Below are 20,336 nucleotides of genomic sequence, written 5' to 3'. Positions count from 1 at the left end.
TCAGCTGCTTCTCATTTAATTTATACTTTTAGAGCTACTGCATACCCCTGTTTCAGGAAGGACTAATTCAACCTTATCTGCTGCCTCGTAATCACCTACGAGTGCAGCGGTAATGCATCTTACCTGTTCATAACCCGTCGTCAGTAGAAAGGTCGGTGCTCTGCCATAGCTCTTGGCTCCTACGATATAAAAGTTGGATTCTGGTTGGCGGAGCTCTCGTTCACCATGAGGCCTTACCGTTCCGCAGCTGTGTATATTGGGATCAATGAGTGGCGCAAGTGCACGAACACTTTCGATCGCATTATCCATGTCCAATCTTATCTCTCTAAGAAAACTCAGGTTTGGACGAGAACCTGCACTGATAATGACCTCATCAACCGAATTTACTCTGATCTCTTGTCCATGATGCATTCCGTATATCGTAATCTGGTCAGCAGCGTATTGAAATTTTTCAATTTGAAATGAAGAAAATACTTGTAACTTTCCGGAAGCTATAAACTTATATAATTGAGTGCCCAGAGCTCCGCGTGCAGCCAAAGCATCATTTTCTTGACCTCCGTAAACTTCACTTACACTCTCTTTTCTCAGAATCCAGGTTACTCGGGTTAAAGGCTCCAATTGCTGCAGACTTTCCAGAGCAAGGAGTGCATTGATGGCTGAATGACCACTGCCAACAACGAGCACATGCTTACCCGCATAGCGAGTACGGTACTCATTTAATACATCCGGAATGCCGTAGAACATCTTGTGCTGTATCTTAAGCTCGCTATCTGTCCAGTTCCCGTCGGATACGGCGGGGTTCGGTGAACCCCATGTTCCTGAAGCATCAATGACTGCTCTCGCTTCGACCACCGTATGAATATCATTTTCAAGAATATGTAGAACAAATGGAAGGTTATTGCGACCAGCAGTTTTTATTTTACTCAAACCTTTTCGGCTCACAGCAGTCACTTTAGTATTAAGATGAAAATAAGGCTGTATTTCTGGTAGATTCGACAAAGGGATCAGATACTGTTCTAACAGCTGTGATCCTGTGGGAAGCTCTTCATCATCCGGCGCCGTCCAGCCACTTACTTCTAATAATTGCTTCGCCGCTTTATCTATATTGTACTTCCAAGGTGAGAATAAACGAACATGACTCCATGTAGTCACATTTCCCCCAACTTGATGAGCTGATTCAAATAAAATGAAACGCTGGCCTTGTGAAACGAGATGTGCAGCAGCAGCTAAGCCAACTGGTCCCCCTCCAATAATGGCCACAGGTAGCTCGCTATTCGCATTTACAAGCTCCACAGATGAATTCATAGCTACAGCAATTTTATTCAAGCTATTACAGCAATTACTCATGTTAAAACCCTCCTTATTTGAAATAAATCAATTTTTTTTGATTAATCATAAAAAATAAAAGCGATTTAACAACAATCGCCTGTTTGATCCTCTACATTCCGGAATATACAGCACAGCTCCGGGGAGAGAAGAGTGTTTACCTCTGTACTATTTAATTCGTAATAGCTCCAAGTTCCCTTTGTTTCACGCTTAATCAGTCCCGCATCTAATAGTATCTTCAAATGGTACGACAGCTTGGATTGCTGCATATCAAAGATCTCGGTCAAATCGCATACACATGTATTACCTCTCTGTGTAAGTACGTACATAATTTGCAGTCTTTTCTGATCCGCCAGTGCTTTGAACTTTGCTTCATATTTAGAAAAATCAATGGGGTTCTCGTTGGTATCGGGAAACTTAATGTTCAAACGCTTACCCTCCTTGTTTCATATTTTATAGCTTATATCAAAATAATTTGATTTACGCTTATACTGTATCACTTAAATCAGATAACAGTCAATATTTAATCAAAAATTCTTGATTAATCAAAGATCACATAACCATTTGATTATATAACTGTTTACTTATATTCAATCCTATGTATAATTAATGAAGACATGACGAATACAAGATGGAATTGATCGTGAGGTGGAATACATTTGTCTCAAGACATAGAAGCGATAGCCAGCACTTTGAAATTGCTCTCTGATGGAACTAGGTTAACGATCTTGGCACTTCTCAAGGAAAAAGAATTATGTGTGTGTGATCTGGTCGATCTTCTGCAAACGACACAGCCCAATGTAAGTCAGCACCTAAGAAAGCTGAAGAACGGAGGACTTGTAACGGAGACCAAAAAGAAGCAATGGGTTTATTATTCACTCAATATGGATGAAAAGCCTTACCTACAGGGGATATTGGATGAGATGCCTTCAATGAAGAAGCAAATCGACCAGCTGGATCCTGATTGTTGCCGGTAGCTAAGGAGGAAATGATGTTATTGACAGCAAGCCTTATATTTCTGGTTACTCTTGTTTTTGTAATATGGCAGCCTAAAGGATTAAACATCGGTTATTCTGCCATGGGTGGTGCGGTCTTAGCACTGATGTGCGGCATTGTGAGTCTGCAGGATGTTTGGGATGTGACCGGCATCGTCTGGAATGCGACGCTTGCCTTCGTGGCCATTATACTGATCTCCCTCGTTCTGGATGAGATCGGGTTCTTTGAATGGGCTGCCCTTCATATGGCCCGCTTCTCCAACGGAAATGGAAGAGTGTTGTTTATCTATGTGATCTTGCTTGGAGCTGCTGTTGCTGCATTTTTTGCCAATGATGGAGCAGCCCTTATCTTAACTCCGATTGTATTAGCTATGGTTAGAGCCTTGAAGTTCAATGATCGAATGATCTTACCTTTCATCATGGCCAGCGGATTTATTTCAGATACTGCATCCCTTCCTCTAATCGTCAGTAACTTAGTAAATATCGTTTCGGCGGATTTCTTCGGCATTGGTTTTGTCGAGTATGCTAGCAGAATGATCGTACCGACATTGTTCTCCATTGGCAGCAGCTTGCTCGTATTATTTCTGCTATTTCGAAAGAGCATTCCCAAAACGGTAGATCTGCAACAGCTTAAGCATCCAAGAGAAGCCATTAAAGATCCGCGTATGTTTAAGTTATCTTGGATGATTCTTGGGCTGCTGCTCGCTGCTTACCTGCTGAGTGAATTTATCAATGTCCCTGTATCCATCATGGCTGGAGTTGCTGCAATTGTATTTAATGTACGAGCTAGATACAGTCCGGTAGTCAACGTTCAATCGGTCATTCAAGGAGCGCCATGGTCGATTGTGTTATTCTCGATCGGCATGTACGTGGTTGTATATGGTCTCCGTAATGTAGGTTTGACGGATGAGCTTGCCCACCTCTTCCAATGGCTTGCGGATCAAGGACTTCTTACTGCCACGATCGGTGCTGGTTTTGTAGCCGCCTTGCTCTCTTCCGTAATGAATAACATGCCAACGGTCATGATTGATGCTCTAGCGATTCAAGCAACCAACACACAAGGTGTATTAAGAGAAGCTCTCATCTATGCCAATGTCATTGGTTCGGACCTCGGCCCAAAAATTACGCCTATCGGTTCGCTCGCAACCCTCTTATGGCTGCATGTGCTGGCTAGGAAGAACGTCAAAATAACATGGGGATATTATTTCAAGGTTGGAATTGTACTTACCTTGCCGGTACTCTTAATTACTTTGCTCGGCCTGTACCTTTGGCTAACCCTAATTTATTGATTGCAAATATACAAACGAAGATTACCAAAGGAGAATGAACATGGAGAAAAAACTCGTATACTTTTTATGTACAGGAAATTCTTGTCGCAGCCAAATGGCCGATGGATTCTTGAAGGAGCTTGGCGGTGACAAGTATGAAGTGAAAAGCGCCGGATTAGAAGCTCACGGTCTTAATCCTAGAGCTGTGCAAGTGATGAAAGAAGCAGGAATTGACATCACTAGTCACTCCTCGGATGTAATTGATCCAGCTATCCTTAACCGTGCTGATTATGTCATAACTCTATGCGGTCACGCAGATGAGCATTGTCCGGTAATATCCAATCCAGAGGTTATCAAATGGCATTGGGGATTTGAGGATCCGGCAAAAGCAACAGGAACGGAAGAAGAAATCATGAGCGAGTTCAGATCTGTCCGTGATGACATTAAAGCACGCATTCAAAGTTTTGTGGAGTCTGGCAATTAACTTATTCCTCTTCCATGGGTGGGCGATGTCCAAACTCAATTCTTGAAGGTAAATCCATCGTGTGAATTGATTTAGGAAATAGATCTGGTGTTCTTACAGTAAGAATATATCCGTTTATGATGTCCGTAAGCATGCAAATCTCGGCAGGACTGTAGGTTTCCAGCTCCGAGATTGAAATGAGCACATCCTTTTTAAATATTTGAGATAATCTGGTCGTTAGCCGAAGCTGATGATCTTCAGTTAAACCATTGAACTCCTGTACCAGGATGTCTAGGTCATCATCGCTATCGGTAGACTGGGCAAGATGAGTTTGTACCGACATTTGAGAAGGAGTCAATGATTGGATCGCGAAGACTTCAATGATATCATTCATCTCATACTGCAGACGGTTACCTTCTTCTGAGTCTATGAACAAGCAGTGATCATTCATATGTTTGGAAACGCCACGGACAAGTTCATTATGATCTTTGACTCTAATGACAACAGAGCGTTCCTCTCTCACGGTAATCTCAATAAATTCTCGTTTGTTCATCATTCTAGCCATAGGGGTTGCCACCTCTCGAAGAAATCAATTGTCAAATGTTGTAATTCTATGTTGTCACTCAACAATCCTGCACCCGGGAATAAGGCTGCGGAATCATCAGCAGCCTTATATGCATATCAGAGGTTATGCCCAAAATGTAATCTTCTCGGCATTTAATCGAATGGATTCATATCCCTCCTCTTTGGACTTACCGATGGAGATGATCATAACCGGAACATAACGCTCCTCATCTAATTCAAACGCGCGGGCTAACTGATCTGCTTCAAAGCCTGCCATTGGATTGGTATCATATCCATGTGCGCGGGCGACTAACATAAGCTGCATCGCAAAGAGGCTGCTGTCTATTTTCGCAATTTCCACTTTCATTTCTTTTGTCAGTGTTGGAAAAATCGACGATATGGTTTCAAGCTGCCGATCTCGCACATCCGCAGGCATTAATCCTTGTTCTACTGCCGTGTTGTATATTTCTTCTGCATATAGATAACTTGATGTGTCTCCAAAAATTAATAGCATCGCTGAAGAGGTACTATTCTGAAGTGTATTAAACCGAACTAAGGGTGTAAGCTTATTCTTCCCTTCCAGAGTGTCCACGACGACGACTCGCCATGGCTGCATATTAGCTGAGGAAGGAGCCAGGCTGGCTTCCGATATTATTTCAGTAATCTCTTCTCTCGGAATTTTATAATGCTCATCATAATTGCGAACTGAACGACGTCCCTTCACGATATCCGTGAAATCATTACTTTGAATATAGTTGAACATATGACTCTCTCCTTCGTGATAACGTTAGTTTTTTTTGACATTTGATATGCCGTTCGTTATCATGATCACATTATGAGCTATGAACCTAAGTTTATAGCAAGAAGTTAAAGAGGGATCATTATGAGAATAAATGATGTTTCGAAATTAACGGGTCTGCCGATATCTACCTTAAGATTTTATGAGCGCAAGCAGCTGATTCCGGGCAGCTATATGTATAGAGATATACATAATTATCGTGTATATTCAGAGGAAATTGTGGAGTATCTGAACGATGTGAAGGCACTGCTATCTGCAGATTTTTCTATAGAAGAGCTGAGTCTGCTAGTAAATGAGGAGATTAACCTATCATATGAGGACAAGCTTAAGCTCGTTAAGCAAAAAGTCAAAGAAATCAATGACCTTAAGAATCAATTGAACCGGTCTGAGCAATATTTGAAAACGATCTTGGAAGGTACAGCAAAGTTTCACAAAGAGTGCTGAGACCGTGGAAGCTCCTCGAAAATGCAAAAAAGCGCGGGATCGTTCCCACACTTTTTTGGTCATACATTACTCACAACATCATCCTTCATCGGATTGGTCTTTAAGCGAAGTGTAAAAATGACACAGGATAAGGTGATACCGGCTGCCAGGAAGTAGGTACCCATAAGATCTAAATGATTCACAATAAATCCAGAGGATGCACTTCCGAGCAGCATACCTCCCATCATTAGCGGAATCATAATGCCATTCGTTCTTCCAATATACTCTTCCTTGATTTCTTGGATCATCATCGCACTAAAGGTGACCTGAAAGAAAGCGGTCGCCACACCGGAGAGTATTCTCGCGCTTGCTGTAACCAGCGGCCATACAGAGAGGACTTCAACCACGGTAATGAAAGCCCATATAACCATTGTGACGGATATAATGACTCTGCGGTGACGGCTGATTTTCGCTGCTAACACAGCTGCGATGGCTCCGCCGACCAGCATGCCCACACCTTCCGATGCTGCAAACCACTGGACGTTCTCTTTAGGCAGTCCCAAGCGCTCCATGGTTACGAACACATCCAGCGGCTGCGTTATCCCCCACCCAAGACCCGATATGAGGAACATAATTGCAATGAGCTTCAAATTTGTGTTGCTCATTACATACGCAAAACCTTCTTTGATATCTTTTAGCGGTGAGGTCTTACTCACTCGTTCGGTTCGGCTCGATGACGGCAGGAATAGCTGAATAATGGCCGCTATTGTAAAGATAATAATCAATGCAGTAATGGAAGACGTAATTCCCAGCTGCGTATACACAAACGTTCCCAGCATCGGTCCGAAAATGGTGAACATAGCCATAAGACTCTGATTAAATCCAACAGCTGTGCCCACCAACTCATTTGGAATGTGCTTTTTAAATAATACGGCAGATGAAGGCTGTGAGAACTGACTGACAATCGCTGAGACAACGGTAGCTGCAAATACCGCCTGCCATACCCCGATGGAAACCAGATATAGGATGGCTAACATGGATAAAGCACTTAACGTGTCGCCTAATATTACTGTTTTCTTGGGATTCCAGCGATCTGCAAAGGTACCACCAATCAGGGAGAAAATGAAGATCGGTAAGTACTCTAGGGCAGTTAGCAGCGAAACTGCGGTCGGATTATTGTTCGTTTGGTCCATGATGTAAAACAGCAGTGCCATATTGCGAATCCATATCCCCATCTGCTGTAGCAGATCCGCTGACAGTACGATAAGAAATACTCTGTTTTTCATTAAAGAATTCATACTCCACCTCTAACTACCCTTCTCTTCTAAGTTGTGAAATCATCACACTACACTAAACCATAAACTATCGGGTAACCCTATAGTCAAGTGCCCTGCTGATCTTTATAATTAGAGAAAAATATTTACAAATCAAAGGAGCTGCCTTGCTTGTCAAAAATCCAGAATAAATATTTTACTACCAGTGAGATTGCTAAAATCTGCGGCGTCACCAAGCATACCTTGTTTCACTATGATGAAATTGGACTGTTGAAGCCTGAATACGTACATACGAACGGGTACCGTTATTACTCTATTCTGCAATGCTATACCCTTGATATTATTGATGTATTAAAGAAGACAGGGAGTTCTCTGAAGGAGATCAAGACATTCTTGCACAATCAAAGTACAGATCAGTTCGTTCATCTTATACAGCAAAAACAGAAGGATCTCAAGATCGAGCTCCAAAGGATGCTGCAAATGGAAAATTTGTTGGAAGATGCTCTGCATATGACGGAAAAAGCGAAAAAGGGACTTAGAAACATACCGGTTGAAGAGTATTGTGAGGAAGAATATTATATTGCCACTAGTATAGAGGAAAATAGTGATACAGACTTCGCCTTAAAATTAAGCGAGCATCGTAAATATTGTGAAGATCATTATATTATTCATTCATTTTCAGCCTGGACCATTATGCAGAGAGAAACATTTATATCAGGGAACTATTATCCGAATTATGTTGCGAACAAGATCCAGGAGCCGATTCCAGGAGAGAAGACCATCATTAAACCGACAGGCTTATATGCCATTATGGATCATGTTGGGTCTTATGAAACCATGAATACGACATATTCGAGGTTAAAAGAGTTTATAACGAGTCAAAACAGGAGGATAACGGGACAGGTGTATGAGGAGGATCTGTTAAACTATGTTACCGAAAAGGATCATAACAACTTCATCATTCGAATTTCAGTCGGTATTTCTTAATAAAATCGGGCAATTTAACAGTGGAACAGGTGAACCAGTACGAATCCTGGTTCACCTGTTCTTGTGAAATCAATTTGCGGCTTCTGCGGTTTGGTATAGGAGCATTCCTAATTGATGATATATGATATCTTATTACAACTTCTTTCATTCTCTACATTACGCCAATGGCAACAAGGATCCAGGCGACGATAAAGGAAAGCCCGCCCAGTGGTGTAATGGGACCGAGAATTCGGATCTTTTTCAGACTGAGTATGTATAAACTTCCGGAGAACAACAGAATTCCAACGGCCATCAACCACCCTGCTGTTATGAGCAGTCCTGCTTCCGGATACTGACCCGCCAGAATTCCCAATATGATGATCGCTAACGCATGAATTAGATGATACTGGACACCGGTTTCGTATACTTTCTGTTTCCCTTCTTCGAATTTACTCTTAAGTAGGTGCGCACCAAATGCGCCCAGAGCCACGGCTATAACCATCAGTATACTTCCAAGTACAATCAATATTTGCACTTAAGTTCATCTCCTCTAATGATTTCAACAACAATGACCTGATTGTATCACACATGAGGCCAATTTAAGAAGGCTAGCGCAGGAGGAGGATGTCCTTCGTATCTCTCAACCGGATCACTTTCTCATCGTATCGCTGAAGCTTTGATTCAAAATGCTCCCGGTTCTGTTCGAACTCCCTCGTCCATATGTACATCCTTCTGAGCATCGACAAATTCGGCTTGTAGTGACATCGTTCGATCCCAAGCTTTTGTTTAATAAATCGGGTCATGATCCGAATTTTTCGCTTCCATAGGGGAGGATCCAGGAATATAATCTTGTCCGCGATCGCATATAGACTTTGATAAGAATCCCGGTCGGTTCCTTCAAATATCCATGTTCCTTTCGCGTCAATTTCCCGGATCACTTCCATTTGTTCTGCTGGCGTGCGTTTAGATCTGCCTGCAGGAGTCAGGTGATGGACAATAGAGTCGAGCTCATACCAAGGTATACCGAGTTGCTGGGCTAAGTTTTGGGCCAAGGTAGTCTTGCCACTCGCGACAATGCCGATAATAAGAATCTTACTTCCAACGATTTCGGCATTGGCAGGATTTGAAGCCTTACTGTTCATTGAATCATCCCTTTATATCCAATCGGATAGCATACTTATGAGGCACTTCATTTATTAGTATGGTCCTCGAATGTAATCAACGACTTTCTCCTGGTAAAACTGCTGTATTTTTTGATGCTCTTCTTCTGAAAATGACTGGGTCTCCCGTGCCGTGAGATTATCCTTCACCTGCTGGACATTTTTAAATCCAGGGATAATAGAAGTGATCTCCTTATGATCCAGAATCCAGCGCAGAGCAGCACTAGCCATAGATGGACGGCCTTCTCCAATCCACCGTAACTGATCTGCAAGCTCCACCCCTTTCTTGAATCCAAGTCCGGCAAAAGTCTCCCCTACATTAAAGGCTTCTCCGTTCTCATTGAATCGGCGGTGATCATCCGCTTCAAACGTATAGTCTGCAGTAAACTTACCTGTCAGCAGTCCACTGGCGAGAGGCAGCCTGACGAGAAGTCCGACGCCGTTCTGATAAGCTTCAGGAATCAGTTGTTCTAATGGCTTCTGCCGGAACATGTTAAATATAATTTGCAGACTCTTCATGTTAGGATACTTCAAGCATATGAGCCCTTCTTCTACCGATTCCACACTTACGCCATAGTGCCGGATCTTCCCTTGTTCCTTGAGACGATCGAGCACTTCAAATACATGTCCATCCTTCAGGATTTCTGTTGCCGGGCAGTGAATTTGAAATAAGTCGATCGCCTCTCTGTCTAGCCTGCGCAGACTATCTTCACAATACGCAGATACTTGCTCATAGCTGTAATTCGCTGGATCTGCAATATCTCCTTGGCGGCAGAATTTAGTCGCAATATATATTTGATCTTCTTTGCCCTTTGTTGCCTTAGCTAATAACTGTTCGCTGTGACCATCTCCGTATACATCAGCTGTATCGAAGAAATTCACCCCTTGTTCCATTGCATATTCCAGAGATCTTAACGCTTCCATATCACTTGTCTTTCCCCAGGAGCCTCCAATTGCCCATGTTCCAAAGCTTACTTCACTGATCTTCATGCCGGTATTTCCTAATTCGCGATAAATCATATTATAACAATCCCCTCTCACAAAAAAATCATCTACATGAACTCGGTTTCACCTATTCATAACCGCTCTAAACCAGAATAATATAACGCTTACATTTATGACAAGTCATATCCTTCCAACAACCCTATTCTAGTCTGCAATAAAATACTGGTTGACCACATCCAATCTCTATTGAACTATTTCCGCCTTAGCTTCGGATGTACCAGCCGACGTTCCTGGAGTGACGATTAAAGCTCCATTCTTATTGAGTGGAAAATGTTCCATGGCGTAGTTTAAAGTATCGGTTGTTGCTCCATGATTAACAAACTTAAGAGGTGCAGCCTCTCCATTATCCTTGTTAACCACAATTGCATAAGCAGATAAACCGTGACCGCCTGTATACTGAGGGGTCAGGAAATAAACATCCGCCTCTTCAAAGTTCACTTTTTCAAAGCTAATAGGTTCTTTGGATGTCTGAATAAAAGACAGTTCTTTTAGTTCATTTACCACTTGCTCTTTCCCATTAATTTTATTGATCACCTTGTAATTCCCCTGAAAAGTGTAATCTCCTTCTACACCTGCCGTACTTGGTGTATTTAGATGTCCTTCCTCTTCCTGTCCACTTGCTATGACGACTAGTTCTCCTAATGCAGTACTGCTTCGTGCTCTAATGGTGCCCTCTGGGTTCACTGTGTCTACCGTAATCATATTGGCATACTCCGAATTAGGAAATATCGTTTCAACACCTCGCGCCTCGCTATCCGAATAACGATCAGACGGCACCTTAATGGGGTTGGATGAGTCATCGTTGTTACAAGCCATAATGACACTTAACATTAGCAATGAAGCCAAGATCGTAGCAGCTTTATTCATTTTTCTCACCACTCTCCAAGTTGATCAATGTCAGCAACTCGGTTAAACCGTTAGGGTATAAGAACTTTTCTCCATTTATAAATTCCGATATGGATATCCACTTTGCGATAGTTATCTTATCTTGCTCAGTTACTTGAAATTGCTCCACCTCATACAGATCCGGATCAATAAATTGAACGGCATATACTTGTGTAATCTCATGTCCGATATTCTCATCAATTGAGAAGATATTCTCTATGCATTTTAAATACTGCTTCACTTTGATCTCTGCACCGATTTCTTCAAGGAACTCTCTTACAATGGTATCTTGAGAATATTCGCCGAATTCAATGGTTCCACCAATGGGACGATAGTAAGTACCTGTTCCTTGGGAATGCTTACCCCATTGCTCCTCAACAAGGATCTGTGTATTTCGAATTACAATACCAAGCGCATTGGCACGTGGATTCAAGGCCCTTCACCCCTTCGTTCTATCTTTTCATTTGTTGATAGCTCCAGCCAGTATAGGCTCCATATTTCTTACCATACATGCTCATAAGATGGGTTTGATAATCAATAAGAGTGATCATTTCAACTTTGCTTACTTCAAACTTAGTCCTTTTATTCTCTTCAGAAATCTGACGAACTGTAAAACCAGTTAAAGAAACTTCTTCTGCAAACTTAGTTGCATGAGCCGTAGGAATCTCAAAATGATGAGATACATTTGAAGTGTTATCTATATTAAGATCCATTTTGGAGTCAGTTACTTTTTGGTCATTCAGTTTCTGTCGAAGTTCTCTCTCTTCCTTTGTCTCAGTAATACCCGTTAGTCCTTCATTAAAAAGCTGATCGATGTCGTATCGGTCGTAATCCAAGATCCATTTTCGATGCAGGTGATAGAGCGGTAACAAGACATTTTGATCCAAGCTGCAAACATCACATCCGCGATCATCATACATATGAAACAGTATGCCGTTTCTCTTATTATAAAGATAGATTTGACCATCGGAAGTTGGTTTTCGCGCAAAATCTGAGTTGTAGATACATTCAATGACATAGGCAATACGGATATCTTTCATTTTGACATCCACAGCCCATTGTCGTATATACATTTGATCATCTGGTTCTTCATACCAGTGAGACGTGGTGTAAGACCGCAGCTGTTTTATTTGCGTTCTGAAGAATCGCTTTAAGCGAATCTTATCTGTTGGCTTGTCCTTTACATCATGGAATGTGCGATGTATGAAGGTCACATCATCCTCCGGGTTAAAAATCGAACACAATATCGTATGTGCACGATGGATACACTCTATACGATATTCCTCATCCTTTAAAGACTCCACTCCAAGTTCATATCGAATACTTACACCCTTGGTAATCATCTCTTCAACAATATTCACTCGCTGTATTTCCCTTCATTATCTTTGTTGTTTGTATGTATAGATCAAGTAATAGATAATAGCTTGCCTAAATTATGAAGTGGTTTATTTTATGAAAAAGTGGAGCATTACCGATCGGCACTCTGCTCCACTTCATATCAAATTCTATTTCCGAACCGTAAGAATAAATCTTTCTAAGACAGAAGGATCTGTAATGTTATGGTTACATGCTTCCCCATCCATACAAACGTACTGGCCTATCGATGAGAAATTGTCTTGCGATCCGCCTTTTTTTGTCTTGACATTGAAGAATCCAAGCTCATGCTGCCTGTTACAGAACATACAGTACCCCTTCTTGTTTATCGGTGTGATGGAACCTTCGAGACCGACTAATTGTCCTTTATAAGGATACACGATAAACAAGCGGTTCGTGGCGATATCAATCCATCTCAAGTACGTGGTATGGTTGTAATCGATCATTTCCAGATCCGGTACTTTGAGCTTCTTCACTTTCGGGAACAGCTTCTGTATCTGTTTCTGTGTCACATGTGGAAATGGCAAAATATAGGCTTTCAGGCTATCCAAATAATTCTGCAGCTCATGTGCCGCCTCGTGGTTAGACAATTGTTCCAAAAGATGAAGCTCTTCAACGTTCAATTCGTCAAAAGCCGCAATTGCATTGCTGACTGTCGTACTTCTGACTGTATCCAGCACCTTCCGATCCGCAACGGTGCGCATTGCCTTCAACAGGAAGTTTACTTGTTTCTTAATTTCATTATATTGATGATTCTGAATAAATGGTGTTTGCATCGTCTTTAGCCCCTTATTATATAGTCGTAAATGAATAAGGTGCAAAGCCAAATGCGGGCAAAGCATATCGATAACAAGGGCGGTCTAGATACGATTCTGATTGCGCCCTACACAAAGCTCGCCCTATTCAGGCTTTGCGTAAGGCGTTCTAGTGAACGAGCAATCCAGCACTGCTGCCAACATTGCCACGGTATAACCCCCAATTCAAATAATGTAAGAAAATTATAACCGGATAAACGCATGGGAGCAACGATCATGGTCAAGACAAGTAATTAGAGGTGCTATGTCTTGCCAGACTGGACTTTAGTCGAGTCTGCTAACCTGCTATGGTCTGTTCCCCTGCAGCGAATTATCCATTAAAATAGAGCCAAGACTTTTAGAGGAGCGATTAAGAATGAATGATGAGCTTAAACTTCAGAAAGAAGTGGAAGATTGGGAACGCCAGCTCTTTAAACCACCGGGATGGCTCGAAAAAACATCGAAAACAATCGGTACTCGAATTAACCACATCATCCCTCCGAAGGTGCACACCGTTATAACGACGACCATCAAATCCATTGTTCGTACGGCACTTTTTGGCGCGGAATATACACCGAGACGTTCAGTTCAGCATGGTTTAGATCTAGCAACTGCGGATGAGGAAGCCAAGGAACTGTTTACCCTCTACCAAAAAATCGCGGTAGCTGAAGGTGCTGGAACCGGTGCGGGCGGAATTATGTTCAGTATGGTAGACTTTCCGGCTCTTATCGGCATCAAAATGAAGTATTTGTTCGAAACCGCGCATGTGTACGGTTATGACACCAAGCAGTTCTCCGAGAGAATATTTATTCTCAAGGTATTTCAGATGACCTATTCGGGTGCTGAGAACCGTGCCGATCTGCTCGATTCCATCAAGCATTGGCATATCGAGAAGGAGCAATGGCTCTCTGACGCTGACTATTCCAAGAATATGGACTGGGAGTCCTTTCAGAAGGAATACCGAGATGCGATTGATTTTCGAAAAATGCTGCAGATGGTGCCTGGAATCGGTGCTATTGCAGGGGCATGGGCGAACTATACGATCCTTGAAGAGCTCCGTGAATTCGCTATGAATGCTTACCGAATGCGCAGATTACATGATGATGCTGAGGATAAGGGTACTAGCTATCGAATGGACCCCATATAAAAAATAAGAAACAGCTCAACTCCGTTTAACTGCTAGAACCGCAGTGAACTGGAATTGAGCTGTTTTACGAATCTATTTCTACGAATGGTTCAGATGTTTACTCCAAGCAGAAATCTTGCAGCTGTGCTCGCAGCTCTGCTGTCATACCAAATTCTTGTTCCAGGAATGCCTCAATGGTCCCATAGCTATTCTTGATCGTTGCAAATACAGCCTCCATAAATTCCCGGCGAAGCTCAAGATTGGCAATGACCTCATCGACTTCTTCTGGCGATAGGACGAAGGCAAGCTGTTCTCTCATCTTATTATTCATCGGAATAAGCGTGGTGTTAGAGATCAGGTAGTCCTCGATAATCGTTTCTTCAGGGACACCTAGTGCCAGCAGGATGAGTGCTCCGCCCACACCGGTTCTGTCACGTCCACCTGCGCAGTGATGAAGAATGCCCAGATTGTCTGTGTTCATGATCGTCGTCATCAGATTTCGGTAGGATTCATTCTTGATCGCCATCTGTATATACATCGCTTCCAGAGCTTCCGGTGTCATGCTCTTTAGATAGCTTGCATGATACGTTTCTTTATCATCTACAGGAACCTCTTGTTCCAGCACCGTAAACCGCAGATTGGATATGCCTGGAAACACGGGATCCGGCTTCTGCTCTGCTTCTTTATCTGTTCGATAATCAAAAATCGTCTTGATACCAAGTGATGTAAACAGCTCTACATCCTTAGCTGTCATTCCGGTAAGCTCCGCCGATCTGAAAAACAAACCATATTTCACCTTCCTGCCGTCCATGCTCTCATATCCACCCATATCACGAAAGTTCAATACCCCTTCAAACGGAAGTACACGGTTATTCGGATAATGCTCTAATATCATCGACATGATCATACACCTCTTAAGTTTAATTTTGTATGCAACTTGTATGTAAGTTCTATGAATTCATCATAACGATGATTTGTATGAAGAATGTTTTATTAAACTACGCTTATTGTAAAATCATTAAACACCTATCAAATCCAAAATAAAAAGAAACAGCCCAGACCCAATTGCCTGCAAGCAAGCAGACTGTGAGCTGAGCTAATCTTTATGTTGTATCTTACATATTCTCTATCTCATATTCTCCCTTGATGACAAAGAATGATCCGCGAATCGTGCCGGCCAGTTTCGATTTTTGCCTCGCGAACTTGAACTTCCCTTCCAGCTCCTCTTGCACTTCAATTCCTTCCGACAGCTTGAATCCAACCGCACGCTTCTTGGGATCATCGACTGCATACATTACATTGACCGAAAGACCGTTGTCGTAAAATACATAAGCAAACTTCATATTTTCCACCTGGAATCGCGAGGTTTCCAAAGGCTTAGCTGCAAAGCGAATATCACGTTCTTCACGCAATATACGGTTCACATAATCCAGTGTGTCTTGGCTCTCGCTGGCAGGAATCACCGTAAACACGTGCTTATACTTGTTCATAAAATATCGAGCTTCATTGGCGCGCAGCCCGGCAAGCGCTTCAGCTGCGGCTGAAGACTCCAAGCCAGCTCTGGACACATGAGTATAGTCTACTATATAGGACATTTATTCCACCTCACTTTATCTATTTTCTAACGACAGGAATCCACATCTCTCCATAAACATGGCCATCTCGTTCTCCCATTTCAACTGTAGCATTGGGGCCTCCGACATAAGCCACTTCGTTCACTTCAGGCAATACTTGACCGAAGGCAATTCCTGTGAGCATACTGCTGAGTTCACCTGGTGTGTTCGCTTCTCCTCTGACAACCAGATATTCCCCTTCAGGAAATTGGATGATTCGGGTCTGTTCCGGCAGCGTTGCCTCTGTCATCACGCCTGCATAGTACATCATTTTGTTATTTACGGCTTCGTTTACAGCGAATACATACTCATTCTCAGCCACTGATTTTAAACGTTCAAATCTGCCATCCTGCTCAATGGTGTTCCAGAATTCCGTCTTCTCCTTATTGATACCCGCATAATCCGTATAGTCACTCTTTAGCTCAGTGCCAATTCCTAATACGATAAAGCTTTCTTTTTCCTCGATCATATAATTACTCATGTTAAGCACCCTTCCCTCTTCATCTTTTTAGTATAATTTGAGTTTTCACTTGATGGGTTTATAATAAACTTTAATCATGTCAAAAAATGATACTGTTTAGAGGTGCCGGATGAAAAAAGTAGAAAGAATAAATATCATCATGAGATATATCAACAACCGTGCCCGATTTACGATTTCGGAAATCATGCGAGAATTCAATATTTCTCGTTCAACTGCGATTCGAGACATTAGAGAGATTGAAGCCATGGGCATGCCGCTTGTGGCGGAGGTTGGAAGAGACGGAGGTTATTTTGTAATGAATAACTCGGTGCTTCCTACAGTCCGCTTTACCGATAATGAGATCAAAGCTCTATTTATCGCATTTATGGCAACAAGAAACCAACAGCTTCCTTATCTAAAGAGCCGCCACTCTTTAACTGAAAAATTACTCGGTCTCCTCTCCCAGAACCTGCAGGAGGATCTTGTTGTTCTGAATCAAATACTGCGATTTGAAGGTACGAACCCTCATAATCCTGACCTGCTTGATCTGTCGGATCTGCCGCATCCTGTATTAGAGAAGCTGATTCAAATATTGCTGTCCGATTGTTATTTGCTGGTTACCGTTAAGGAAGCGACGGAAATAAGATCCTACCCTATTTATCTCTTGCATTTGTACCGTGAGAAAAGTGTGTGGCTAATCGAAGGGTTTAATTTAGAGGAAGAAAATAGGCAGATCATCCCTGTCGATCATCTGCTTGACGTGGTGACCTACCCTGTGAAGAGAAGAGAAAGCAAGAAAAAAATCCTTGGGAAATTAAATAAGCAGGAGGAAGTCAATAATCTTGTTGTTGAGCTTGGTCCTAAGGCAATTACGCAGTATAAAAAATATCATCCGCTCCATGTCTCCATATCCTACACGAATCCATATCAAACCACGGCCTTGCTTAAGATGTTCGTAAATACTCATCACCCGGAAGAGCTCACTGAGATAACAGATTGGCTGCTCTTCTTAGGTAAGGATATTAAGCTGCGTGAAGTGCCTGCTGCAATTTCAATCGAGATAGAGGAAAGGCTAGGAATATACCGCATATAGATCATGTTCATTAATGCACAGCTTTCAAGCTAAGCTATAGTTATTAGGCCATCACCTATGTATATGAGTCATATATTCATATGCGGTTAAGCCATACACACTTTTGAAATGCCTGTTCAAATGGGTGAGATCAACGAATCCGCAGGCAGCTACGGCGAGATAAATATCTCTGCTCGCTTCAATGATCTGCTTCGCACGTTCTACTTTACAGTTCAGAAAGTATTGATACGGTGAAATGCCAGTATGGGCTTTGAACATCCGAATAAACTGAAATTTGGAGCACTCCAGTTCCCTGCATATATCATCCAGCATGAGAACCTGATCTAGATTGGCACGAAGCATATCCTTTGCAATGGAGATGAACCTGTTGTCTTGTTTGGCATCAGCGATAGCGATAGAATCGACTTGAAATAGACGATCTGTAAGGGAGAGAAACAATTCGTTACACAGTGCCTCATCCTTCTCATTTAACACGTGATAAGACAGGCTTAATATTTGCTGCTTTAGCATGCGATCATACACAATAGGCTGTGAGAACTGTACAACATCTTTTTGATGAGCGGCCTCCAAAAATAAATGGGGCTCCACATAGAGCATCACATATTCCAGTCCCGAATGATCATGAGCCATCCCGTCATGTGCCTGTTCCGGATTAAATATCATGACCCCGTTCGGATACGATAATTGTAAGCCTCCATCCAAAGTATAATGCTGTATACCTCTCAAGGTAACACCAATGGCATACTCCTCATGTGCATGTTTTTTATATTTAAACTCGGTCATATTCTCTGATAACACTGTAATGCCTGCTGATTTTTTATATATAAACTGATCCATTCGTCATACCTCCTCACTTGCTTATATCCATATCATGAATGCTGCATACATGAGACAGATCCCCATGATCAAGTTAACGAGCTTCTGATGTTTCTGCAGAAATGCTTTAAACAAAGTTCCGAAGATAACCCATGTCATAAATGCCGCAAATCCGACGAGTGTAATAACCATAATACCAAACATCATTACCGCTGCTGAGTTATTATAGGGCATGATAAAAGTCGGTATAACTGTCAGTGTGAACAGCACTACCTTAGGATTGAGAAATTGCATAAGTAAGCCGGACCAAAACGTAGCCAGCTGCCTGGGACCTGCGTCAGATGACTTCTTCATACAGATCAGATAAGCAAGATACACCATATACAAGCTTCCAATGATTTGCATGACAATCAATATTTTAGGCAGTATTGTTGTCAGCACTGAATTTAATATAGCAGATAAGAGCAGTAATAAGGCAAAACCTATCGTCGCCCCATACGTATATTGGATTGCTCTTTTGGTTCCGTATTGCTGTACCGTCGACATAATGACGATATTGGTAGGCCCCGGAGTAAATGTCGCGATGATGCAATAGATCAGAAAAGATGTCATATTCACAAGAACCTCTCTCCATATGTGGTCCTCATATCATACATCTTGGATTATTGAGCCTATAGTACATTATTGCAGCTGCTTAAGTAGACACATAGTAAATATTATGTAAACTTACGTACTTCGCTGCAAAATTACAGTTGCATTTTATCTAGACCTTGTGCAATCCCTTTTTCTAATGATAAGGATATAGATTCGATATAAGTTTGGTAATATGTAAATGTGATAGATATTTTGCGTTTTACTATTGTGAATTTTTCATATGTTGAAATAATCATGCGTTGATTTGGTTTCAAAACCTAATAGGTACAAAAAGTAAGCGACCCAAGAATGGGCCGCTTCTAGATCAGAATCTGAAATCGGGTCAGCTGACCAGCTTTAATCCAACTGCTGATCCCAGTACCATGGCAATGAACACAATTCTTAAAATATTCCTTGGCTCACCGTAAAAAATCATACCCAAAATGGCTCCACCCGATGCCCCTATTCCTGTCCATACCGCATATGCTGTTCCCATCGGCAGAGTTTTCATAGCAAGAGATAAGAACAAGAAGCTCAGTCCAAATCCAGCGACCAGCAGTAGAAATGAGACGACATTCCGATCCTTGTTGAGCTTGTTAATCATAAGAACACCGAACATTTCGAAGAGACCCGCTAATATAAGATAAAACCAATCCATGATTTACGCTGCCTCCTTCTTTTCTTTACTCAGCATTTTAAGTCCAATGACACCTAGCAGCAGCAATACAATCAGCGCCATCTTCTCCAGTTGCACAGGAGAGCCGAACAGTATAATTTCAGCCAGCACGGTACCTGCGGTGCCCAACCCAACGAATACGGCGTAAACCGTACCTACTGGCAGGAAGCGGGAAGCTCTGATCATCAAGGTAAAACTTACGATGATGGCAATCACGGTAGCCCCCCATTCGAGGATCCCGCTCGCATGCTTCAACCCAATAACCCAACCTACTTCAAACACTGCGGCGATAATAACAGACAACCACGTTTTGTTCATGTGTATCACACTCCTTTTTAAAATTACACTGCATATATTATTTTTCAAATGCAGCTAAAATATGAAAAAGCCTGAGAAACAAACTGTCATTCAGACAGTTTATCTCCCAGGCTTTTATCCCTCCGTGACACAACCGTAAGGCTGTGAGTTATCTCTCGGACCAGCCGATACATCATCGCGGAACCCTAGATAACATTTGGTTATTAACTTATGGTTAGAATTATACACACTTTATCATTAAATTCAATAAATATTTAATTTACAATTTATAGCAACAGATACATCACCTTGTAATAATCAATATG

General features: G+C 42.0%; 26 protein-coding genes and 1 riboswitch. Of the genes, 7 read left to right on the top strand and 19 right to left on the bottom strand.

The annotated features are described in order from the left end of the window. Positions 1-15: 15 nt before the first annotated feature. Both BLW49_RS10525 and BLW49_RS10520 read right to left on the bottom strand, forming a co-directional pair. Complete coding sequence (locus BLW49_RS10525; RefSeq protein ID WP_090724474.1) at positions 16-1,347, bottom strand: NAD(P)-binding domain-containing protein; 1,332 nt, start codon at positions 1,345-1,347, stop codon at positions 16-18. Between the two features lie 65 nt (positions 1,348-1,412). Further along, positions 1,413-1,748, bottom strand: a complete 336-nt coding sequence (locus BLW49_RS10520) for an ArsR/SmtB family transcription factor (RefSeq protein ID WP_305728141.1) — start codon at positions 1,746-1,748, stop codon at positions 1,413-1,415. Between the two features lie 237 nt (positions 1,749-1,985). Here BLW49_RS10520 and BLW49_RS10515 point away from each other — a divergent pair, with 237 nt between their 5' ends. From BLW49_RS10515 to arsC, 3 genes are read left to right on the top strand one after another with little or no spacing between them, the layout of a single operon-like run. Then, positions 1,986-2,303, top strand: coding sequence for an ArsR/SmtB family transcription factor (locus tag BLW49_RS10515; protein WP_090724471.1), 318 nt, complete (start codon positions 1,986-1,988; stop codon positions 2,301-2,303). Positions 2,304-2,317: 14 nt separating this feature from the next. Next, positions 2,318-3,610 (top strand): arsenic transporter, encoded by a 1,293-nt coding sequence (locus tag BLW49_RS10510; protein ID WP_090724469.1) that lies wholly within the window; start codon positions 2,318-2,320, stop codon positions 3,608-3,610. A gap of 40 nt (positions 3,611-3,650) precedes the next feature. Further along, the gene (gene arsC / locus BLW49_RS10505; RefSeq protein WP_177178703.1) at positions 3,651-4,073 is read left to right on the top strand and encodes an arsenate reductase (thioredoxin); all 423 of its coding nucleotides are present in this window, start codon (positions 3,651-3,653) and stop codon (positions 4,071-4,073) included. A gap of 1 nt (position 4,074) precedes the next feature. Here arsC and BLW49_RS10500 read toward each other — a convergent pair whose 3' ends face one another. Together BLW49_RS10500 and BLW49_RS10495 are read right to left on the bottom strand one after the other, a co-directional pair. Next, positions 4,075-4,617: a hypothetical protein gene (locus BLW49_RS10500; RefSeq protein ID WP_090724466.1), complete on the bottom strand. Its 543-nt coding sequence runs from the start codon at positions 4,615-4,617 to the stop codon at positions 4,075-4,077. Positions 4,618-4,740: 123 nt separating this feature from the next. Then, positions 4,741-5,379, bottom strand: a complete 639-nt coding sequence (locus BLW49_RS10495; RefSeq protein ID WP_090724464.1) for a nitroreductase family protein — start codon at positions 5,377-5,379, stop codon at positions 4,741-4,743. A 120-nt stretch (positions 5,380-5,499) separates the two neighbouring features. Here BLW49_RS10495 and BLW49_RS10490 point away from each other — a divergent pair, with 120 nt between their 5' ends. After that, complete coding sequence (locus BLW49_RS10490; RefSeq protein ID WP_090724463.1) at positions 5,500-5,859, top strand: MerR family transcriptional regulator; 360 nt, start codon at positions 5,500-5,502, stop codon at positions 5,857-5,859. A 59-nt stretch (positions 5,860-5,918) separates the two neighbouring features. Here BLW49_RS10490 and BLW49_RS10485 read toward each other — a convergent pair whose 3' ends face one another. Then, the gene (locus BLW49_RS10485) at positions 5,919-7,124 is read right to left on the bottom strand and encodes an MFS transporter (protein WP_371264543.1); all 1,206 of its coding nucleotides are present in this window, start codon (positions 7,122-7,124) and stop codon (positions 5,919-5,921) included. A 159-nt stretch (positions 7,125-7,283) separates the two neighbouring features. Here BLW49_RS10485 and BLW49_RS10480 point away from each other — a divergent pair, with 159 nt between their 5' ends. After that, a complete protein-coding gene (locus BLW49_RS10480; protein ID WP_177178702.1) occupies positions 7,284-8,099 on the top strand; it encodes a MerR family transcriptional regulator in 816 nt (271 codons plus the stop codon). Positions 8,100-8,250: 151 nt separating this feature from the next. On the opposite strand, the gene BLW49_RS10475 is transcribed toward BLW49_RS10480, so the two are convergent. The 7 genes from BLW49_RS10475 to BLW49_RS10445 form a co-directional block, all read right to left on the bottom strand. Then, a complete protein-coding gene (locus BLW49_RS10475; protein ID WP_090724458.1) occupies positions 8,251-8,613 on the bottom strand; it encodes a DUF423 domain-containing protein in 363 nt (120 codons plus the stop codon). 73 nt (positions 8,614-8,686) lie between these two features. Then, positions 8,687-9,220 (bottom strand): P-loop NTPase family protein, encoded by a 534-nt coding sequence (locus tag BLW49_RS10470; RefSeq protein ID WP_090724457.1) that lies wholly within the window; start codon positions 9,218-9,220, stop codon positions 8,687-8,689. A 54-nt stretch (positions 9,221-9,274) separates the two neighbouring features. Beyond that, positions 9,275-10,258: an aldo/keto reductase gene (locus BLW49_RS10465; RefSeq protein ID WP_090724455.1), complete on the bottom strand. Its 984-nt coding sequence runs from the start codon at positions 10,256-10,258 to the stop codon at positions 9,275-9,277. A 168-nt stretch (positions 10,259-10,426) separates the two neighbouring features. Continuing rightward, positions 10,427-11,110 carry a hypothetical protein gene (locus tag BLW49_RS10460; protein ID WP_090724454.1) on the bottom strand — a complete coding sequence of 228 codons (684 nt, stop codon included), beginning with the start codon at positions 11,108-11,110 and terminating at the stop codon, positions 10,427-10,429. After that, the gene (locus BLW49_RS10455) at positions 11,103-11,561 is read right to left on the bottom strand and encodes an NUDIX hydrolase (RefSeq protein ID WP_090724452.1); all 459 of its coding nucleotides are present in this window, start codon (positions 11,559-11,561) and stop codon (positions 11,103-11,105) included. Before BLW49_RS10455 ends, BLW49_RS10460 begins: the two co-directional genes overlap by 8 nt. Before the next feature lie 19 nt (positions 11,562-11,580). Further along, positions 11,581-12,489 carry a DUF3885 domain-containing protein gene (locus tag BLW49_RS10450; protein WP_090724451.1) on the bottom strand — a complete coding sequence of 303 codons (909 nt, stop codon included), beginning with the start codon at positions 12,487-12,489 and terminating at the stop codon, positions 11,581-11,583. A 144-nt stretch (positions 12,490-12,633) separates the two neighbouring features. Beyond that, the gene (locus tag BLW49_RS10445; RefSeq protein WP_090724449.1) at positions 12,634-13,278 is read right to left on the bottom strand and encodes a FusB/FusC family EF-G-binding protein; all 645 of its coding nucleotides are present in this window, start codon (positions 13,276-13,278) and stop codon (positions 12,634-12,636) included. A 394-nt stretch (positions 13,279-13,672) separates the two neighbouring features. Between BLW49_RS10445 and BLW49_RS10440 the strand changes: the two genes are divergently transcribed. Next, positions 13,673-14,443, top strand: a complete 771-nt coding sequence (locus tag BLW49_RS10440) for an EcsC family protein (RefSeq protein WP_090724447.1) — start codon at positions 13,673-13,675, stop codon at positions 14,441-14,443. A gap of 97 nt (positions 14,444-14,540) precedes the next feature. On the opposite strand, the gene BLW49_RS10435 is transcribed toward BLW49_RS10440, so the two are convergent. The 3 genes from BLW49_RS10435 to BLW49_RS10425 all read right to left on the bottom strand — a co-directional run bounded on the left by BLW49_RS10435 (position 14,541) and on the right by BLW49_RS10425 (position 16,516). Then, positions 14,541-15,323 (bottom strand): tyrosine-protein phosphatase, encoded by a 783-nt coding sequence (locus BLW49_RS10435; protein ID WP_177178701.1) that lies wholly within the window; start codon positions 15,321-15,323, stop codon positions 14,541-14,543. 214 nt (positions 15,324-15,537) lie between these two features. Next, the gene (locus tag BLW49_RS10430; protein ID WP_090724444.1) at positions 15,538-16,017 is read right to left on the bottom strand and encodes a phage tail protein; all 480 of its coding nucleotides are present in this window, start codon (positions 16,015-16,017) and stop codon (positions 15,538-15,540) included. 19 nt (positions 16,018-16,036) lie between these two features. Next, positions 16,037-16,516 (bottom strand): GyrI-like domain-containing protein, encoded by a 480-nt coding sequence (locus BLW49_RS10425; protein WP_090724442.1) that lies wholly within the window; start codon positions 16,514-16,516, stop codon positions 16,037-16,039. A gap of 109 nt (positions 16,517-16,625) precedes the next feature. Between BLW49_RS10425 and BLW49_RS10420 the strand changes: the two genes are divergently transcribed. Then, the gene (locus BLW49_RS10420) at positions 16,626-17,588 is read left to right on the top strand and encodes a helix-turn-helix transcriptional regulator (RefSeq protein ID WP_090724441.1); all 963 of its coding nucleotides are present in this window, start codon (positions 16,626-16,628) and stop codon (positions 17,586-17,588) included. Between the two features lie 51 nt (positions 17,589-17,639). On the opposite strand, the gene BLW49_RS10415 is transcribed toward BLW49_RS10420, so the two are convergent. The 4 genes from BLW49_RS10415 to BLW49_RS10400 form a co-directional block, all read right to left on the bottom strand. Continuing rightward, positions 17,640-18,425 carry an AraC family transcriptional regulator gene (locus BLW49_RS10415; RefSeq protein WP_090724439.1) on the bottom strand — a complete coding sequence of 262 codons (786 nt, stop codon included), beginning with the start codon at positions 18,423-18,425 and terminating at the stop codon, positions 17,640-17,642. Positions 18,426-18,446: 21 nt separating this feature from the next. Then, complete coding sequence (locus tag BLW49_RS10410; RefSeq protein ID WP_076313848.1) at positions 18,447-19,022, bottom strand: LysE family translocator; 576 nt, start codon at positions 19,020-19,022, stop codon at positions 18,447-18,449. A 358-nt stretch (positions 19,023-19,380) separates the two neighbouring features. Then, positions 19,381-19,695 carry a DMT family transporter gene (locus BLW49_RS10405; protein WP_047910279.1) on the bottom strand — a complete coding sequence of 105 codons (315 nt, stop codon included), beginning with the start codon at positions 19,693-19,695 and terminating at the stop codon, positions 19,381-19,383. 3 nt (positions 19,696-19,698) lie between these two features. Beyond that, the gene (locus BLW49_RS10400; RefSeq protein ID WP_047910280.1) at positions 19,699-20,031 is read right to left on the bottom strand and encodes a DMT family transporter; all 333 of its coding nucleotides are present in this window, start codon (positions 20,029-20,031) and stop codon (positions 19,699-19,701) included. A gap of 101 nt (positions 20,032-20,132) precedes the next feature. After that, positions 20,133-20,231: riboswitch (guanidine-I (ykkC/yxkD leader) on the bottom strand. Positions 20,232-20,336 lie beyond the last annotated feature (105 nt).

Origin of the sequence: Paenibacillus sp. PDC88, from assembly GCF_900106725.1 — a bacterium.
Classification (GTDB): Bacteria; Bacillota; Bacilli; order Paenibacillales; family Paenibacillaceae; genus Paenibacillus; species Paenibacillus shunpengii.
The sequence above is the reverse complement of the archived record's forward strand: the minus strand, read 5'-3'. Positions and strand labels throughout refer to the sequence as shown.

Bases quoted from the DNA above. Each gene is read 5' to 3' on its own strand.
- BLW49_RS10495 (WP_090724464.1), bottom strand. From the start codon at position 5,379: ATGTTCAACTATATTCAAAGTAATGATTTCACGGATATCGTGAAGGGA.
- BLW49_RS10415 (WP_090724439.1), bottom strand. From the start codon at position 18,425: ATGGATCAGTTTATATATAAAAAATCAGCAGGCATTACAGTGTTATCA.
- BLW49_RS10485 (WP_371264543.1), bottom strand. From the start codon at position 7,124: ATGAAAAACAGAGTATTTCTTATCGTACTGTCAGCGGATCTGCTACAG.
- BLW49_RS10420 (WP_090724441.1), top strand. From the start codon at position 16,626: ATGAAAAAAGTAGAAAGAATAAATATCATCATGAGATATATCAACAAC.
- BLW49_RS10445 (WP_090724449.1), bottom strand. From the start codon at position 13,278: ATGCAAACACCATTTATTCAGAATCATCAATATAATGAAATTAAGAAA.
- BLW49_RS10490 (WP_090724463.1), top strand. From the start codon at position 5,500: ATGAGAATAAATGATGTTTCGAAATTAACGGGTCTGCCGATATCTACC.
- BLW49_RS10440 (WP_090724447.1), top strand. From the start codon at position 13,673: ATGAATGATGAGCTTAAACTTCAGAAAGAAGTGGAAGATTGGGAACGC.
- BLW49_RS10430 (WP_090724444.1), bottom strand. From the start codon at position 16,017: ATGTCCTATATAGTAGACTATACTCATGTGTCCAGAGCTGGCTTGGAG.
- arsC (WP_177178703.1), top strand. From the start codon at position 3,651: ATGGAGAAAAAACTCGTATACTTTTTATGTACAGGAAATTCTTGTCGC.
- BLW49_RS10525 (WP_090724474.1), bottom strand. From the start codon at position 1,347: ATGAGTAATTGCTGTAATAGCTTGAATAAAATTGCTGTAGCTATGAAT.
- BLW49_RS10425 (WP_090724442.1), bottom strand. From the start codon at position 16,516: ATGAGTAATTATATGATCGAGGAAAAAGAAAGCTTTATCGTATTAGGA.
- BLW49_RS10500 (WP_090724466.1), bottom strand. From the start codon at position 4,617: ATGGCTAGAATGATGAACAAACGAGAATTTATTGAGATTACCGTGAGA.
- BLW49_RS10405 (WP_047910279.1), bottom strand. From the start codon at position 19,695: ATGGATTGGTTTTATCTTATATTAGCGGGTCTCTTCGAAATGTTCGGT.
- BLW49_RS10460 (WP_090724454.1), bottom strand. From the start codon at position 11,110: ATGAATAAAGCTGCTACGATCTTGGCTTCATTGCTAATGTTAAGTGTC.
- BLW49_RS10510 (WP_090724469.1), top strand. From the start codon at position 2,318: ATGTTATTGACAGCAAGCCTTATATTTCTGGTTACTCTTGTTTTTGTA.
- BLW49_RS10435 (WP_177178701.1), bottom strand. From the start codon at position 15,323: ATGTCGATGATATTAGAGCATTATCCGAATAACCGTGTACTTCCGTTT.
- BLW49_RS10465 (WP_090724455.1), bottom strand. From the start codon at position 10,258: ATGATTTATCGCGAATTAGGAAATACCGGCATGAAGATCAGTGAAGTA.
- BLW49_RS10470 (WP_090724457.1), bottom strand. From the start codon at position 9,220: ATGAACAGTAAGGCTTCAAATCCTGCCAATGCCGAAATCGTTGGAAGT.
- BLW49_RS10400 (WP_047910280.1), bottom strand. From the start codon at position 20,031: ATGAACAAAACGTGGTTGTCTGTTATTATCGCCGCAGTGTTTGAAGTA.